At 65.6% G+C, this 15,766-nt stretch carries 15 protein-coding genes; 8 read left to right on the top strand and 7 right to left on the bottom strand.

Annotated features, from left to right (window positions below):
* Positions 1–6 precede the first annotated feature (6 nt).
* Positions 7–1,233 carry a 5-(carboxyamino)imidazole ribonucleotide synthase gene (locus tag GWC77_RS13250; protein WP_173257403.1) on the top strand — a complete coding sequence of 409 codons (1,227 nt, stop codon included), beginning with the start codon at positions 7–9 and terminating at the stop codon, positions 1,231–1,233.
* Between the two features lie 67 nt (positions 1,234–1,300).
* Complete coding sequence (locus tag GWC77_RS13245; protein ID WP_173257401.1) at positions 1,301–2,341, top strand: L-threonylcarbamoyladenylate synthase; 1,041 nt, start codon at positions 1,301–1,303, stop codon at positions 2,339–2,341.
* A gap of 62 nt (positions 2,342–2,403) precedes the next feature.
* Here GWC77_RS13245 and GWC77_RS13240 read toward each other — a convergent pair whose 3' ends face one another.
* The 6 genes from GWC77_RS13240 to dacB form a co-directional block, all read right to left on the bottom strand.
* Positions 2,404–3,114, bottom strand: coding sequence for an HD domain-containing protein (locus GWC77_RS13240; protein WP_173257398.1), 711 nt, complete (start codon positions 3,112–3,114; stop codon positions 2,404–2,406).
* The gene (locus tag GWC77_RS13235) at positions 3,111–4,247 is read right to left on the bottom strand and encodes an adenosylhomocysteinase (protein ID WP_173257396.1); all 1,137 of its coding nucleotides are present in this window, start codon (positions 4,245–4,247) and stop codon (positions 3,111–3,113) included. Before GWC77_RS13235 ends, GWC77_RS13240 begins: the two co-directional genes overlap by 4 nt.
* Complete coding sequence (locus GWC77_RS13230; protein ID WP_173257394.1) at positions 4,244–4,861, bottom strand: NUDIX hydrolase; 618 nt, start codon at positions 4,859–4,861, stop codon at positions 4,244–4,246. Before GWC77_RS13230 ends, GWC77_RS13235 begins: the two co-directional genes overlap by 4 nt.
* A 312-nt stretch (positions 4,862–5,173) precedes the next feature.
* A complete protein-coding gene (locus GWC77_RS13225; protein WP_254366936.1) occupies positions 5,174–6,313 on the bottom strand; it encodes an SGNH/GDSL hydrolase family protein in 1,140 nt (379 codons plus the stop codon).
* A gap of 50 nt (positions 6,314–6,363) precedes the next feature.
* Positions 6,364–7,221 (bottom strand): sterol desaturase family protein, encoded by an 858-nt coding sequence (locus GWC77_RS13220; protein ID WP_173257390.1) that lies wholly within the window; start codon positions 7,219–7,221, stop codon positions 6,364–6,366.
* A 276-nt stretch (positions 7,222–7,497) separates the two neighbouring features.
* Positions 7,498–8,934, bottom strand: coding sequence for a D-alanyl-D-alanine carboxypeptidase/D-alanyl-D-alanine-endopeptidase (gene dacB, locus GWC77_RS13215; RefSeq protein WP_254366940.1), 1,437 nt, complete (start codon positions 8,932–8,934; stop codon positions 7,498–7,500).
* Positions 8,935–9,234: 300 nt separating this feature from the next.
* Here dacB and GWC77_RS13210 point away from each other — a divergent pair, with 300 nt between their 5' ends.
* From GWC77_RS13210 to GWC77_RS13185, 6 genes are all read left to right on the top strand, one after another.
* Entirely contained in the window at positions 9,235–9,897 is a 663-nt protein-coding gene (locus tag GWC77_RS13210) for a response regulator (protein WP_173257437.1), read from the top strand.
* Positions 9,898–9,931: 34 nt separating this feature from the next.
* Positions 9,932–11,230, top strand: a complete 1,299-nt coding sequence (locus GWC77_RS13205) for an ATP-binding protein (protein ID WP_173257388.1) — start codon at positions 9,932–9,934, stop codon at positions 11,228–11,230.
* A 104-nt stretch (positions 11,231–11,334) separates the two neighbouring features.
* Entirely contained in the window at positions 11,335–12,822 is a 1,488-nt protein-coding gene (locus GWC77_RS13200) for a DegQ family serine endoprotease (RefSeq protein ID WP_173257386.1), read from the top strand.
* An 87-nt stretch (positions 12,823–12,909) separates the two neighbouring features.
* Positions 12,910–13,410, top strand: a complete 501-nt coding sequence (locus GWC77_RS13195; protein ID WP_173257384.1) for a carboxypeptidase-like regulatory domain-containing protein — start codon at positions 12,910–12,912, stop codon at positions 13,408–13,410.
* Positions 13,411–13,532: 122 nt separating this feature from the next.
* Positions 13,533–13,889, top strand: a complete 357-nt coding sequence (locus tag GWC77_RS13190) for a DUF427 domain-containing protein (RefSeq protein WP_173257382.1) — start codon at positions 13,533–13,535, stop codon at positions 13,887–13,889.
* 40 nt (positions 13,890–13,929) lie between these two features.
* A complete protein-coding gene (locus GWC77_RS13185) occupies positions 13,930–14,682 on the top strand; it encodes a CoxG family protein (RefSeq protein WP_173257380.1) in 753 nt (250 codons plus the stop codon).
* Here the strand turns inward: GWC77_RS13185 and GWC77_RS13180 are convergent.
* Positions 14,639–15,676 carry a helix-turn-helix domain-containing protein gene (locus GWC77_RS13180; protein WP_173257378.1) on the bottom strand — a complete coding sequence of 346 codons (1,038 nt, stop codon included), beginning with the start codon at positions 15,674–15,676 and terminating at the stop codon, positions 14,639–14,641. The genes GWC77_RS13185 and GWC77_RS13180 overlap by 44 nt on opposite strands.
* Between the last annotated feature and the right edge of the window lie 90 nt (positions 15,677–15,766).

Below are 15,766 nucleotides of genomic sequence, written 5' to 3'. Positions count from 1 at the left end.
ACTGAAATGAGTTCTGACATGACCCCAGTTTCTCCGATTCTGCCCGGCGCGTGGCTCGGCATGGTCGGTGGCGGCCAGCTCGGCCGCATGTTTTGCTTCGCCGCGCAGGCGATGGGCTACCGCGTCGCCGTGCTCGACCCGGATGCATCGAGTCCGGCCGGCCGCGTGGCCGATCGGCATCTGCGTGCCGCCTACACCGACGAGGCGGCGCTGACCGAGCTTGCGCGCCTGTGTGCGGCGGTCTCGACCGAATTCGAGAACGTGCCGGCCGCGAGCCTCGATTTTCTCGGGCGCAGCACGTTCGTGAGCCCTGCCGGACGCTGCGTCGCCATCGCGCAGGACCGCATCGCCGAGAAGCGCTTCATCGAAAGCTGCGGCGTCCCGGTGGCGCCCCATGTCGTCATCGAATCGCAGGACGCGCTCGCGGCACTGTCCGACGCGGAGCTCGAGGCCGTACTCCCGGGCATTCTCAAGACGGCACGCCTGGGCTACGACGGCAAAGGGCAAGTCCGCGTGACGAGCGCCGAGGCGGTGCGCGATGCGCACAGTGCGCTCTCGGGTGTGCCCTGCGTGCTCGAAAAGCTGCTGCCGCTCAAGTTCGAGGTGTCGGCGCTCGTCGCGCGCGGCGCCGGTGGTGCGACGGCAGTGTATCCGCTCGCGCAGAACATTCACCGTCATGGCGTGCTCGCGCTGACGATGGTGCCCGCGCCCGACGCGCCTGCTGCGCTCGTCGAGCGCGCTCAGCAGGCCGCCCGGCGGATCGCCGAGGCGCTCGGCTATGTCGGCGTGCTGTGCGTCGAGTTCTTCGTGCTCGAAGACGGTTCGCTCGTCGCCAACGAAATGGCACCGCGGCCGCATAACTCCGGGCACTACACGGTCGACGCCTGCGCTGCGAGCCAGTTCGAGCAGCAGGTGCGCGCGATGACGGGCATGCCGCTCGGCGATCCGCGTCAGCATTCGCCGGCCGTCATGCTGAACATACTCGGTGACGTCTGGTTTGCGGGCAGCGGCCCCACCGGTACCGCCGGCGCCGGCGCCGCCGCGACTGCGCCGGTGACGCCGCCCTGGCACGAGGTGGCCGCCATGCCGACGGCGCGGCTGCATCTTTACGGCAAGGAGGAAGCCCGGCCGGGCCGCAAGATGGGACACATCAATTTCACGGCGGCGACGCTCGACGAAGCGCGCACCGCGGCGCGCGATTGCGCGCGTCTCATGCATATTCAGCTCGGCTGAGGCCCGGCCGTCGTCGAATCGAACCGGCCCAGACAAGCTGCAAGCCAGACCAGGAAGTCGCATCGCGATGTCACCCCGCCCGCCAAAGTCTCCCGCGCCCGCCGTTGCGGCCGAGCGAATCGAAGAGGCCGCCGCGCTGCTCGCCGCGGGGCAGCTTGTCGCCTTTCCGACGGAGACCGTTTATGGGCTCGGCGGCGATGCGCAGGACCCGGCGGCCGTGGCCCGAATCTATGCGGCGAAAGGACGGCCGTCCAATCACCCCGTCATCGTCCATCTAGGCCCCAACGGCGATCCGCAATACTGGGTCGACGCCCTGCCGGACGACGCCAAACGGCTCATCGACGCGTTCTGGCCGGGGCCGCTCACGCTGATCCTGAAGCGTGCGGCACACATACCCGCGGCCGTGAGCGGCGGTCAGGACACAGTCGGCCTGCGGGCGCCTTCGCATCCGGTGGCGCAGGCGCTGCTCGACGCGTTCGACGCGCGCCGGGCGGGCCACGGCGGTGTCGCGGCGCCGTCTGCGAACCGGTTCGGTCACGTGAGCCCGACGACGGCGCAGCACGTGCGCGAAGAATTCGGCGATAGCGTCTACGTCCTCGACGGCGGCGCGTGCGACGTCGGCATCGAGTCGACGATTCTCGATTTGTCGCGCGGGTTTCCCGCGCTGCTGCGGCCCGGGCGCGTGACGCCCGTCGACATTGCCGATGTACTCGGCGTGGCCCCGCGTCTGCCTGACGGCAGCGATGCAACGGCACCGCGCGCCTCGGGTACGCTCAAAGCACATTACGCGCCGCGTACGCCGCTCACGTTGGCTGCTTTCGAGGCATTGGTGCCGCTGCTCGAGGGCGCGCGTAACGAGGGCGCGCATATTGCGCTCGTGGCGCGCACCTCGAGTGCCGGTGCATGGGCCGACGCGGCCGGCGTGCATTTCGTCGCGGCGCCGGAAGACCCACACATCTATGCGCGCGAGCTTTACGGCCTGCTGCGGGCGCTGGACCGCGCGGACGTCACGCGGATTTTGGTCGAGAAACTGCCCGAGACGGCCGAATGGATTGCCGTCAACGATCGGCTGGGCCGGGCCGCCGCCGCGTTCGAAGCGGGCGCATAGCAAAAAGCGAAGGCCGGTCCGGCACACGCTTCGCCGCGGCTACACGCCGTATTGCCGCGGATTCACTGCGCGGGCATCGGGCGCAAGTCCTCCATGAGCCTGTCCAGAAAGCTGCGCATGTACTCAGTCCTCGCACGGGCGAGGACTTTGCCCCGATGCGTGAGCATCTCCGATTCGAGCCGGAAGAGCTTTTCGTGGAAGTGGTGGACCACGGACGTGGCCTTGCCGGGAACGAACGCTCCGCCGAGTGACGATGGGTCTCTCTCGACCCACATCGGCTCGCCCAGATAGCCGCCGAACATGAATGCGCGGGCGATGCCGACGGCCCCGAGCGCATCGAGCATGTCCGCATCGCGGACGATCCGCGCTTCGAGCGACGGTGCCATCGATTCGATATCGTGGCCTGCGCAACGGTAGTACTCCGTGAAATTGACGGCCGCGCAGATGCGATCGATATCGCTCGCCGGCACGAGCGTCGAGCCCGCCATCCAACGCCGCAATTCCGGTTCGGCTTCTTCGGGGGCGACATGGCGACGGTGTTGCTTCTCGAGCACGCGATGAAAGTCATGCAGTAGTGCCGCGATGGCGACGACGAAGCGATCGGCATCCGGTTCGCTATCGCAGATCTGCGCGGCGTTGCATACGACGCGATCGAGATGGGCGATATCGTGCGCCACGATGCTTTGGTCGAACGTCGTCGTCAACTCGCCCCGAAGTGCCTCGATGACCGGTTGAATCGAAGCGGACGACGAAAAGGTGTGGGTTGGACTCATTGCTCGTTCAGGCGTGGAGGGTGGAAATGAGACAGCCAGAGATCGGCGATGAACCGCTTGGATTCGTCGCTGAGATGGCGAATGCGGCCGCGATGCGCGGTGTCGAGCTGAGAAAGCGCGAAGATCAATTCAGCCTGGACCAGCTTGATAAACGGGCCTAGCACGCCGCCATGCATGAAGTTGATGGCATTGCCGTCGTTGCACAGATAGGTCGCCCCCTTGCGCGATGCGAGTGCGCAAACGCGCGGATGAAGCGGCGATGGCGTGCGGCGCGCAAGAATATCATCGTAGCCGTCGATCTCGTCATCGCCCGATGTGGCCGTGAAAATGAAAGCGCCTTCCTTCATGGCGTCGATATCGGCTGCGCGAACCGACTTGTTTCCCGTCGCGCCGAAGATCACGTCGGCCTGACTCAGCACGGCGGCCCGGCTGCGCAAGCTGTATCCGTGCGCACACGCGAGTGCCTGCCTGACCGGGTTGGAATCGTGCACGTCCACCCTGACGCCTTTCGCGCGCAGGTTCGCCGCGATGCTGCTTCCGATTTTTCCGTAACCCAGCACGGCGGCCTGTTTGCCCGTCAACAAGATGCCGCACTCGCGCAGCAGCGCATCGGCGGAAAAAACGACGGCCTGGCCGACGAGGAAATCTTCGGGCTCCTTCAGCTTGCTGCGGGCGACGGAGAGAATAGGAAAAGGAAGCTCGCGGCGCTCATCGTTGCTTGCCAGGAACGACTCGTATTTTTTATGGCCGTTTTCCGTGTCCTCTACGATTCCGGCCAGGTTGAATTCGTTGGACTTCGCCATGTCGTCGAGGACGTGGGAAAAATAGCCCCCCGTGTCGATGATGGCGAACCTTCTGCCGCTGACGCGCTTTTTCAGGTCGCTCAGAAAGGCGGCCGGCTGCGACGCAATCGCACGCCTGGTGTAGTTCAAGACCGGCACATCGCGCTGGATCTTCGAAAGCACACTGCGATTCAACGAACTCGGTTTGGGGATGACAGCCGAAACGGGAACCTTGTCATTGAGGGCGAGCACGAATTCATCCGCATCGGGAACGAGGTGAGTGACGATGACGATCGACTCCACGTCGGCAGGCACATGCTGCAGCATCATCGAGAAGAACTGCCTGCTCATCGTACTTCGGCCTCCGCCTGGGCGAGACCCATACGGCCGAGCTTGGCGAACAGCGAGCGCAGATTGGGCTCGTCGATCGTGGCAATGCTCCGATATTCGCATTCCATCTCGGGCGCCCTCGTATGTGCGCCAATGTCTATCAGATATCGAAAATCGATGTGCAGATGGGACGGTTCGCGTTTCGCGCTGTTCGATGGAATTTCGTGCACGTCGACGTCGACCGGAAAAGGGTGCAAGCGATGCCAAGTATGCACGGAGCACGAAAATCCGGTTTCCTCAGTGAGCTCGCGCAACGCGGCTCGAATAGGATGTTCGCCTTCCTCGACGTGGCCGCCGGGTGGGAGCCATTTGCCGAGCGTCTCGTGCCTGACGACCAGAACCGATTCTTCGCGGAGCGCGATCGCGCTCGCCGTGATATGCGCAGGCCACGTTTTTCGGCTGGTCAAGGGCAGACCTTGCGTGAGCGCGGCGACGACGGGATCGAGAATCGAAATCTCGGCGGGCATCGCCCGAATGTAGAGGATCAGCTGGCTGAGCGGATCGGATGCACAGTGCAACAGCGGCAATGCATCGGCCCTGTCGGACGCGACAGGAAAGTGAGGCAGGTCAAGCATTGTTTCTCCAACAATCGCTTGCCTCTTCGAGGTATCACGCTGGGTGGAAACAGCTCCGCGATGAACGGGCCGTTCCTTGCGTCGGTTCGTCCGACTGTAATCGACTGCTAGTGTAGTGTTCGGTGCTAAGCGGTGCTAAGCGGTGCTAAGCGGCGCCATAAGTGCCGCTTAGCGCCGAACACTGCACTAGGTATAAGTGCGGGGAATGTAAATAGTTCTGATACGACTGTCAACGATCGTCCGTCGCCGCGTTCGAAACGGCCTGCTTCGAACGCGACGACGGTTGCGTCAGGCGATCAGATCACGCAGGCATCACTTGCCGATGCCGGCTGCGGCGATCTGTTTTTCGACTTGCTGAGCGAACAGCAGATGCAACCGCGTGGTCGGATGGACCATATCGGCGAACATGTAGGTCTGGTCCGCGTTGGCCGTCGTATAGACCTGCGGCGAGCAAAAGAGCGAGGACGCCAGCGAAGCACCGAACTGAGCCGGCGTCTCGCCCGGCTGGAGCACGCTGGGGTTGGCCGTCGCGTAGTTCGTCGCGTTCGTTTGCATCGCCGTCAGGTTGCAGGCTGTGCCATTGTTCGAAACCGAGAACCCGTTCGCCGACGCACTGGCCACGACGCTGTCGATGAACGAGAACGAATCGACGAAGATGACCTTGCTCACCAAGCCCGTGGCGGTGAGGGCCGTACTGAAGGCGGTATTGAAGCCGCTACTGAGCGCGGTGAGCAACGCACCGCCGTCCGACGAGGCGACGCCGAGCGGCGTCTTGCCGATGTCGGGCACATTCGCCACGACGACCTTCGTTGCACCTTTTTGCAGGATCGTGCCGACCACGCCCGCGAGCGTCGTGGCGGCCGATACCACGTTGGCCTGTTGCTGCGCGATCACGGTTGGGTTGGTCGGAGCCGCAGCGATCGCCTGAGCCGCGATGAGGATATCGTTGGGGCCGCCTTGAACGAGCACGAGTTGTCCGCTATTGAAACTACCGTTCTGGCTCAGGTAGTTCTGAACCTGCGTGGCGACCGGCACCGCCGTTGCCGTCGGATAGCCGATGCCCGGCTGTAGCGAAACGCGCGCGCCGCCTTGCGCGTAGCCGAAGCCGCCCGTGGACGTGGTGGGCGAGCCGAAGCCGCCCGTTACCGCGGTCGTCAGTGTATCGCCGTAGTAGTTGGCGACATCCTGTGTCCAGACCTGCCCCGGATTCGTCGTGAAGCGGCCGCCGCCGAAGTTCGCGTTCGCGAAGGGGGCGTAGGTGCCGACGTCCGACAGGCTGTCTCCGAACGACACGACCTTCAGCGACACGCCGCCGGCGGGGGTGGAACTCGCTGACGAACTCGAGCCGCCTCCACCGCCGCACGCCACGAGCAATGCGAATGCGAAACCGGCAAGCGCTGTTTGCGCCACGCGCAACAGGCGCTTCGGCTGCGTTTTATGACTGAGTTCCATCGGCTTCATCTCCTCGTATATGTGGTTTGGCTCGAGTCTTCGTGATGCTGCTAGCGTGTTGTGTTCAACGCCGCGGACCATTCAGGCGGTGCCACGAGCACCCGCAGCTTGTTTCGCAGGCCGTCGGCGCGGGCGACATCGGCGAACATCGATGCCCATTCGTGAAACGTCGCCTTCAGCGGGTTATGCGTCGTGGGCCCGTCGACGATTCCATATTCGGGCGGGTCCGCCGGATCTTCCGTCACATAGCTGCAGAAGATGCGGTCCCAGACAACGAGGACGCCCGCGAAATTGCGATCGATGTAGCGCGGATTGCGCGCATGGTGACAGCGGTGTGTCGACGGCGTATTCAGCACGTATTCGAGCCAGCCGAGCCGGCCGAACGCCTGCGTGTGCACGAAGAATTGAAAGGCGAGATTGACGAGGACGATGGCGACGATCTGCGCGGGCGGAAATCCGATCAGCGCAAGCGGTATCCAGAACACCCACATGCCCGCAACGGGATACATGAGACTCTGACGAAACGCTGTCGACAAGTTGAGCCGCTCCGACGAGTGATGCACCACATGCGCGGCCCAAAGCCAGCGTACGCGGTGGCTCATGCGATGGAAGACGTAGTAGAGCAGGTCTTGTGCCACGAACAGCACCGCGAAGGCGAATGCGCCGGGTTCCCACGTCAGCAGCCGGTAGTGCGTATAGACGTAGCCGTAGATCGGCACGACGGCGAACCAGGCGAGCTTGTCGGCGCCTTGATGCATGAGCGCGAGTGCCGCGTTGCAAAGCGTATCGCGCCAGTTGTAGATTCGCGCTTCGGCCCGCGTACGCGCCATATGCCGCGCTTCCCAGCCGATACATGCGAGAAAGACGGGCGCCATGGCAATGAGGAGCAATTCGGCGTCGAATTGCATGACGTCTTCCTCCTGTTTTTCTGCTTGATTTTGCCGCAGCGCTGTCGGCGCTGCTGTCCCCTTTTCGGTCGACCGGAGCGGCGGGGAGAATCCTGGCGCGCATCTCGATCGCTGCCCGACAGCCTACACGTTCGGCCCTCGCGGCGGCGCACTTTATCTTAGAAGAAGTATTCGAGCGAACGGGTACGAGCGGTGGGTGTCATCGGGCAAGCGGCAAGCGTGTGGCAAACGCGTCGGCCGATGTGCGGACGCGTCGAGGCAGCGCCGGCGCTCGCCTCACTTCAATCCGCGATAAACCCATTCGAGCAGTGCGTCGTGGGCTTCGCGGGCCGCGGCGGCATGCTCGTCGTTGATGAGACTGACTACGACATAGCTTTCGCCGTTGGCCGCGGCGACATAGCCCGCGATCGCCCGCACGTCGCGCAGCGTTCCGGTCTTGATATGCGCATTGCCTAAGACGGGTTCGTTGCGTAGCCGGTTGCGCATGGTGCCGTCGACGCCTGCAATCGGCAACGAAGCCACGAACACCTGGGCAACCGGGCTGGCGTTCGCCGTTTGCAACAGTTCGGCGAGTCCCAGCGCGCTGACCTCTTCGTCGCGCGAGAGCCCGGAACCGTTGGCGAGGGTCAATGCGGGCATCGAGAGTCCATGCGAATGCAAAAAGCGCTCGATGGCCGCGGCCGACTTTTGCGGGGTGGCGGGCGGCTCGCTGGCAACGGCGCCGATCGTGAGAAACAGATTGCGCGCCATCACGTTGTTGCTGAACTTGTTGATGTCGCGCACGATGTCCGCGAGCGGCGGGCCGTGGTGAGTCCCCACGAGCCGTGCGCCGAACGGGACGGCACCCTCGTGCGTCGTGCCCTTGAACGTTCCGCCCGCCTGGCGCCATAGCGCGAGAAAGCCGCCCGCGAAAAACGCCGTGTGATCGAGCACCGCGAGGTTGATCGTGCGCGGGCCGCAACGCGCAGGGTAATTGCCCGCGAACATCGCTTCGACGGTGCCGTCGCCTTGCGGCGTCACGTTCGGCGTCACCGCATCGGCCGCGCCCACGCACGGGCCCGGGCTTGCGCGCAGCGCATTGTCGACCTTGAGCTGAGCCAGCGGCGGCAGCACGTCGATGGCGACAGCGCCGTCGCCGGCCGGCGTCAGCGTGAACGACAGCGACTTGAATGCATAGAGCAGCGGATCCGGCCCGACGTTGTACGGGGCGTTCGCATCGTCGTCGAACGGCGGCAGATCGCGCGTGGATGGATCGAAAAAGCGCTTGTCGAGCACGAGCGCGCCGTCGATGCCCGTGATGCCGTTCTTGCGGATCTTGTCGACGAGATCGACGAGCTCTTCCGGCACGAGCTTCGGATCGCCCGTGCCTTGAATGTAGAGGTCGCCGTGCAGCACGCCGTTCGCATCCACCGTGCCGTCCGCGTAGGCGCGCGTGCGCCACCGGTAGTCGGGCCCGAGCATCGCGAGACCGGCGTAGGTGGTCACGAGTTTCATCGTGGAGGCGGGCAGCATCGGTTTGGTGGCATTGAGCGCGACGGCGGGCGTCGCGTTGCCGATGCGCTCGATCACCACGCTGACCGAATTCAGCGGCACATGGGCGCGAGCCAGCGCGCGCGTGACCGTGACGGGCAACTCGGTGCTCACGTTGATGTGCGGCCGGTGCTTGAGTGTGCGCGCATCGGCATCCGCACCGGCGGCAAAGACGAGACTCATCGTCACGCCGAGCGCGGCCGCGCTTCGTGCGCAAGCCCGCGCGCGGCGCCGCGGCCGGACGATCGCGCGCGGCGCTTCCGGGCGCATGGGCAATACCGAGGACGGGGCGAGACGGCAAACCCGATTGAGCAGCGCGGCGAGCGGGGCGATCGTCATGAAAGGCACGAAGGGCATGGCGAACGGTCGGACAAAGCCGACATTGTAGAGCGGCGCGTCCCGGTGCGGGCGGCACGACGGTACGCCGAGCCGGCTACAATGCACTTCATGAGCGACACTGGCGCGGTCGGCCGCGCGGATGCAATGCGGATATTGCTGGTCGAAGACGACAAGATGATTGCCGAAGGCGTGCGTAAAGCGCTGCGCGGCGAGGGCTTCGCGGTGGACTGGGTGCAAGACGGCGAAAGCGCGTTGACTGCCGCGGCCGGGGAGCCGTACGACCTCGTCCTGCTGGATCTCGGGCTGCCCAAGCGCGACGGCCTCGACGTGCTGCGCGCGATGCGCGCGCGCGGGCTGACGATGCCGGTGCTGATCGTGACCGCGCGCGACGCCGTCGCGGACCGCGTGAAGGGGCTCGATGCCGGCGCGGACGACTATCTCGTGAAGCCGTTCGATCTGGACGAGCTGGCGGCGCGCATGCGGGCGCTGATCCGGCGGCAGGCGGGGCGCAGCGAGTCCGTCATCCGTCACGGTACGCTGACCCTCGATCCGGCTGCGCATCAAGTGACGCTCGACGGCGCGCCCGTCGCGCTGTCGGCGCGCGAATTCGCGCTGCTCGAGGCGCTGCTCGCGCGCCCCGGCGCCGTGCTCTCCAAGAGTCAGCTCGAGGAAAAAATGTACGGATGGGGCGAGGAGATCGGCAGCAACACCGTCGAAGTCTACATCCACGCGCTGCGCAAGAAGCTCGGCGCGGAACTCATCCGCAACGTGCGCGGCCTCGGCTATATGATCGCGAAGGACGCCTGAGCGCTTCCTTTTCGCGGTCCTCTCGTTTTCTTCAATGCGTTCCATTCGTCATCAACTGCTTGTCTGGCTGCTCGCGATCGTCGTTGCGGGCGTGGGTGCGGCGGGCTGGCTCATTTATCGCCAGGCACTCGCCGAGGCCAACGAACTCTTCGACTACCAGTTGCAGGAGATCGCCGCCGCGCTGCCGTCGGAGCCTTTCTCGCAGATCTTCGGCGCCCACAAGGAGGCCGACGAGGGCATCGTCATCCAGATCTGGAGCCGCACGGGCGCACTGATGTACTACTCCCATCCGCGCGCGCCGCTCGCACCGCGCGCCGAGCTCGGGTTCTCGACCGAGCGTACCGAGCGCGGCGACTGGCGCGTGTATGGCGCCATCGTCGGCGACAACGTCGTCCAGCTCGCGCAGCCCGTGTCCGTGCGCAACCGGTTGGCCGCGAACGTCGCGCTGCGCACGCTGTGGCCGCTCATCGTGCTGCTGCCGCTCTTGGGTCTCGCCGTCTGGGTGATCGTCGGGCGCGGGTTGGCGCCGCTTGCGCGCGTGACGCGGGCGCTCAATGCGCGGCGGCCCGAAGCGCTCGATCCGCTGCCCGACAGGCGGCTGCCACTGGAGGTGCAGCCGCTCGTGCGTGCGTTGAACGGCCTGCTCGCGCGGCTGACCGAGGCACTCGATACGCAGCGCGCCTTCGTGGCCGATGCCGCGCACGAGTTGCGCACGCCGCTGGCCGCGGTGCAGATTCAGTCGCAGCTCGTGGCGCGGGCGCGCGACGATGCATCCCGCCGCGAGGCGCTCGACGATTTGCAGGCCGGTGTCACGCGCGCGACGCGTCTTGCCGAGCAACTGCTTGCGCTCGCGCGCGCGGAGCCGGCGGCGGGCGCCGTGCGCGATTCGGTGGACTTGCAACTGTTGCTCGCCGAATGCGTCGCCGCGCATGCACCGCTCGCGCAGCGCCGCGGCGTCGATCTGGGCTTCGAGGACGCGCAGCCGGCCACCGTCATGGCCGATGCCGATGCGTTGCGCGCGATGTTCGGCAATCTGCTCGATAACGCCGTCAAGTACACGCCGCCGGGTGGGCGCATCGATGTGACGCTCACGGTGGGGCAGGAGGCGCGGCCATGCGTGCAGATCGCCGACAGCGGCCCCGGCATCCCGCCAGACGAGCGTGAGCGCGTGTTCGACCGCTTCTATCGCGATGCGTCGGCGCGCGCCCGTGCCGACGTCTCGGGCAGCGGCCTCGGTCTGGCCATCGTCAAACGCGTCGCTACGCAAAACGGCGCGACGATCGAGTTGGGCGACGCCGCGCTTGGCGGGCTGCTCGTCACCGTGCAATTTTGAGTTTCTCCTGCGTCGTAGCCCGGTGCGGCGGGTTGCCGCACCGTTAAGGCTCCTTTAAGCCAGGCGCCTTACTCTGCGTTCCATCAAGCAAGGAGGCCCATTCGATGAACAGGAGAGTTCTGTCGCGCGGGGCGATCGCAGTCGCGGTTGCGCTCGCTGTATCCGGAGGCTATGTGGCGGGCACGCGCCACGCCGATCCCCAGATCATCACGGCTGCGCACGCTGCGCCGATGATGCCGGCCGAAGCCGCCGCGAAAACCGGCATCCCCGACTTCTCGGGGCTCGTCGAGGCTTATGGTCCGGCGGTCGTCAATATCAGCGCGAAGCATGTCGTGAAGCGCACGGCACGCCGTGCGCAACAACTGCCGATCGATCCGAGCGATCCGTTCTATCAGTTCTTCAAGCGCTTTTACGGCCAGTTCCCCGGCTTCAACGACGGCGATGGCGACGCGCAGCCCGACGCCACCCCGAGCGCAAGCCTGGGCTCGGGCTTCATCATCAGCAATGACGGCTACATCCTGACCAATGCGCACGTGATCGATGGCGCGAACGTCGTCACGGTCAAGCTCACCGACAAGCGGGAGTTCCGCGCGAAGGTCATCGGTACGGACAAGCAGTCCGACGTCGCCGTGATCAAGATCGAGGCCTCGAACCTGCCGGTCGTGAAGATCGGCGATCCGCAGCAGAGCAAGGTCGGTCAGTGGGTCGTGGCGATCGGTTCGCCGTACGGGTTCGAGAACACGGTGACCTCGGGCATCATCAGCGCGAAGGGCCGCTCGCTGCCCGACGAGAACTACACGCCGTTCATTCAGACGGATGTGCCGGTCAACCCCGGCAACTCGGGCGGGCCGCTGTTCAACCTGCAAGGGCAGGTCATCGGGATCAACTCGATGATCTACTCGCAAACGGGCGGCTTCCAGGGACTGTCGTTCGCGATCCCGATCGATGAAGCGATGCGTGTCAAGGACGAACTCGTGAAGCACGGCCATGTCAGCCGCGGGCGGCTCGGCGTGGCGGTGCAGGGCGTCAATCAGACTCTGGCCAACTCGTTCGGCCTGCCCAAACCGGCCGGCGCGCTCGTGAGCTCGGTCGATCCGGGCGGCCCGGCCGCGAAGGCGGGCCTGCAAGCGGGCGACGTGATTCTTGCCGTCAACGGCGCGGCGGTCGGCGATTCGACCGATCTGCCCGCGCAGATCGCGGCGATGAAGCCCGGCAGCAAGGCCACGCTCGACATCTGGCGCGACAAGTCGAAAAAGCAGCTGACGGTCACGCTGGGCTCGCTCTCGGATACCAAGGTGGCCGACAACAGCACCGCGAGCGCCGCGCCGAGCCGCCTGGGCGTCGCAGTGCGCGCGCTGACGCCGCAGGAAAAGAACAGCAGTTCGCTGAATCACGGCCTCGTCGTGCAGCAATCGTCGGGTCCGGCCGCGAGCGCGGGGATACAGCCCGGCGACGTGATCCTCGCGGTCAACGGCAGCCCGGTTTCGTCGCCGGAGCAACTGAAGCAAATCATTGCGAAGGCCGGCAGCAGTGTCGCGCTGCTGATCCAGCGCAACGATGCGCAGATCTTCGTGCCGGTCGATCTCGGCTGAACCCAGCAGCCCGTGCCGGGGCATCGCGCCCCGCCGGGCACGGGCATTGCTGAGTCTCTTCGTTATGAAGAAAAAAGGAGTGATGCCATGAAAACACCCAACAGCAAACGAGCAAGACTCTCGGCCCTGGCCGCGGTCCTTGCCCTCGGGTTCGCAGGCGGTGCGTTCGCGCAAGCCTCCTCCGGCGCCGGTACGGTCGGCGGTACGACGACCGACATGACGAGCGCCGGCAACGCGAACGGCGGCGGCATGCCGCCTGTTCAGCACGAGGGTTCGGTGTCGTACGTGTCGGGCGGCGTGGGTCTGGACGAGTCGACGGCGCTCAAGAGCGCTGCACATCAGTGGCCGCTGTCGCTGAGTTTCACGGGACCGACGGCCGATTATCTGGCCGACGTCCATGTGAAGATTCTCGGTGCGGGCAACGATCAGGTGCTGTCGACCGACTCGAAGGGACCATACATGCTCGTGAAGCTGCCGCCGGGCCGTTACACGGTGCACGCGAGCTACAAGGACCAGGAGCAAACTCGCGCGGTGACCGTTACGGGTAAGCCCGGTGCGCATGCGGACTTTCACTGGAACACGCAGTAGCGCATGCCAGCCGCGCACGTGCGCGATCTTTGTCTGATAATGGAAGCCACGGGTGAGAACCCGTGGCTTTTTGCATTGCCGCAAAGGCGCATCTCCGTTCGAACCTTGCCAAGGGAATCGCCATGACGAATGCCCATCGCGTCGATATCGAGCCCAACCCGCATCGTCTGCGGGTGATTCACAGCGGAATCACGCTGGCGGACACGAGCCGGGGATTCACGCTCAAAGAGACCGGCTTGCAGGATGTTTTCTATTTCCCGCGCGAGGACGTCAACATGACGCGCTTCTCGCGTTCGGACACGACGACCCATTGCCCCTACAAAGGCGATGCCTCGTATTTTCATCTGCGCACGGAAGACGGCGAGGTCATCCAAAACGTGGCATGGAGCTACGAGTCGCCCTACGAATCCGCTGCCGCGATCAAGGATTGCCTGGCGTTTTTCAGCGAGCGCGTCGATCGAATCGACCAGACGTCGTAAGCTGACGCGAGGAGCCGCGCATGCAGCGAAGGGAGTCGTCATGGAGCTGACCGATGCGGTGCGCGTCGACCTTGCGCCCGCCGTCGTGGCCCAAGCGCTGTCGGACCTCGCGCTCGTGCGCGCAAGCCTCGAGAACTGCGAGACGTTCACCCGATTGCCCGACGGGGAATTCGCGTTGACGTTCACCGTGCCTGTCGGTCCGCTCCGAGGACGCTACGAGGTACGGCTCCATCTCGCGGACGTCGACGACTCACCCGAGCGCGAGCCTGCTCGCGTATTGCATCGCGTGATCAACTTCAAGGCCGGCGCGGCCGGCGTCGGTTCGCTGCGGGGCCAACTCGAGATCGCACTCGAGCCTGCCGGGTCCGGCGATGCGGCCCAGACCACGCGCATCGATTACGCGATCTGGACAACGCTCACGGGGCCGCTGGCCGCGTTGCCGCCGGGGCAAATCGAAAATGCGCTGCAAGCGCTGGCCGAGGATTTCTTCGCGGAGTTCGCCGCCGTGGTCGAGGCCAAGCACGGCAAACGGCCCAATCGTGCGGCGCCTGCCGGATGGAGTCGGCGCCAGCATGTGTTCCTGCGGCCGATCAATCTGGCAGGCCTCGTGCACCGCAGTGCACACGTCGACGCGCCGGCGCCCGCCTCGGGCCGATTGAGCGGTCTGCTGCTTGGCGCGCGCGGCTCGCACGGGCTCGAACGCCGCGAACCCCGAGCGATGCCGCCGTGGGCCTGGGCGCTTGCCATCGTCATCGTCGGGGCATTGCTTTATCTGCTGCACCGCCTCCAGTAGCGACCGCGCGCGCCGCGCCGCGGAATTCCCGCCGGTATGCACTCGGCGACGTTTTCAATGCCTCGGCGAAATGCTGCCGCAGCGAGACGGCCGAGCCGAAGCCCGCCGATTCGGCGACCGCATCGACGCTCTCGTCGGTGGTCTCGAGCAACTGCTGAGCACATGAAAGCCGTGCCGTGAGCAGCCATGCGCCGACGGTGGTGCCCGTCGCCTCGCGAAACCGCCGGGTGAAGGTGCGTCGGCTCATCAGCGCGCGTTCGGCCAGCGAGTCGAGCGTATGGGGGGCGTGCACGTTCGCGCGGACCCAATCGAGCAGCGCGACGAGCCGCGCATCGCGCGCGTCGCTGCCGACTGGCTGCTCCACGAATTGAGCCTGCGAGCCCTGACGGTGCGGCGGTACGACCAGCCGGCGCGCGACGTAGTTCGCGGCCTGCGCGCCGCAGCGCGTACGCAGAACGTGCAAACAGCAGTCGAGGCCGGCGGCGGTGCCGGCAGAGGTCAGGATATCGCCGTCATCGACATAGAGCACTGACGCATCGACCTCCACGGCCGGGTAGCGCCGGGCGAATTCGCCCGCCCACGCCCAGTGCGTGGTCGCGCGCCGCCCGTCGAGCAGACCCGCGGCCGCCAGGACGAACGCGCCGAGGCACAGCCCCACGCATTGCGCGCCACGCGCATGAGCGCGCCGCAATGCAGCGATCAGCGCGTCCTCGGGTTCCCGGAAAGCGCCGTCCCAGCTCGGCACGATGACGATGTCGGCGACATCCAGTGCATCGAGCCCGTGCGCTGCCGTAATCGTGAATCCCGCCTTTGTTCCGAGATCGCCCGCGCGGCATGCGCATACGCGCAAATCGAAGCGCGGCACATGCCCCGCGCTGTAGTCCTCGCCGAAGACGATGCACGGCACCGAGAGATGAAACGGACTGATGCCGTCGAAAGCGACGACAGCGACGATGGGCGCGGCGTCGGGCGAGCCAGCGTTCGGTTGGCGCATGAGACTCCCGTCTGGCAGAGAATGCGACGATTGGATTGGCCCGATTATATCGATTAATGTCATTCGGGCCACTATCGACGGGCGGCCCGG

Source organism: Paraburkholderia sp. NMBU_R16 (assembly GCF_013282575.1).
Taxonomy (GTDB): Bacteria; Pseudomonadota; Gammaproteobacteria; order Burkholderiales; family Burkholderiaceae; genus Trinickia.
The sequence above is the reverse complement of the archived record's forward strand: the minus strand, read 5'-3'. Positions and strand labels throughout refer to the sequence as shown.

Coding starts and splice junctions, on each gene's coding strand:
- GWC77_RS13250 (WP_173257403.1), top strand. CDS start 7: ATGAGTTCTGACATGACCCCAGTTTCTCCGATTCTGCCCGGCGCGTGG.
- GWC77_RS13245 (WP_173257401.1), top strand. CDS start 1,301: ATGTCACCCCGCCCGCCAAAGTCTCCCGCGCCCGCCGTTGCGGCCGAG.
- GWC77_RS13240 (WP_173257398.1), bottom strand. CDS start 3,114: ATGAGTCCAACCCACACCTTTTCGTCGTCCGCTTCGATTCAACCGGTC.
- GWC77_RS13235 (WP_173257396.1), bottom strand. CDS start 4,247: ATGAGCAGGCAGTTCTTCTCGATGATGCTGCAGCATGTGCCTGCCGAC.
- GWC77_RS13230 (WP_173257394.1), bottom strand. CDS start 4,861: ATGCTTGACCTGCCTCACTTTCCTGTCGCGTCCGACAGGGCCGATGCA.
- GWC77_RS13225 (WP_254366936.1), bottom strand. CDS start 6,313: ATGGAACTCAGTCATAAAACGCAGCCGAAGCGCCTGTTGCGCGTGGCG.
- GWC77_RS13220 (WP_173257390.1), bottom strand. CDS start 7,221: ATGCAATTCGACGCCGAATTGCTCCTCATTGCCATGGCGCCCGTCTTT.
- dacB (WP_254366940.1), bottom strand. CDS start 8,934: ATGAGTCTCGTCTTTGCCGCCGGTGCGGATGCCGATGCGCGCACACTC.
- GWC77_RS13210 (WP_173257437.1), top strand. CDS start 9,235: ATGCGGATATTGCTGGTCGAAGACGACAAGATGATTGCCGAAGGCGTG.
- GWC77_RS13205 (WP_173257388.1), top strand. CDS start 9,932: ATGCGTTCCATTCGTCATCAACTGCTTGTCTGGCTGCTCGCGATCGTC.
- GWC77_RS13200 (WP_173257386.1), top strand. CDS start 11,335: ATGAACAGGAGAGTTCTGTCGCGCGGGGCGATCGCAGTCGCGGTTGCG.
- GWC77_RS13195 (WP_173257384.1), top strand. CDS start 12,910: ATGAAAACACCCAACAGCAAACGAGCAAGACTCTCGGCCCTGGCCGCG.
- GWC77_RS13190 (WP_173257382.1), top strand. CDS start 13,533: ATGACGAATGCCCATCGCGTCGATATCGAGCCCAACCCGCATCGTCTG.
- GWC77_RS13185 (WP_173257380.1), top strand. CDS start 13,930: ATGGAGCTGACCGATGCGGTGCGCGTCGACCTTGCGCCCGCCGTCGTG.
- GWC77_RS13180 (WP_173257378.1), bottom strand. CDS start 15,676: ATGCGCCAACCGAACGCTGGCTCGCCCGACGCCGCGCCCATCGTCGCT.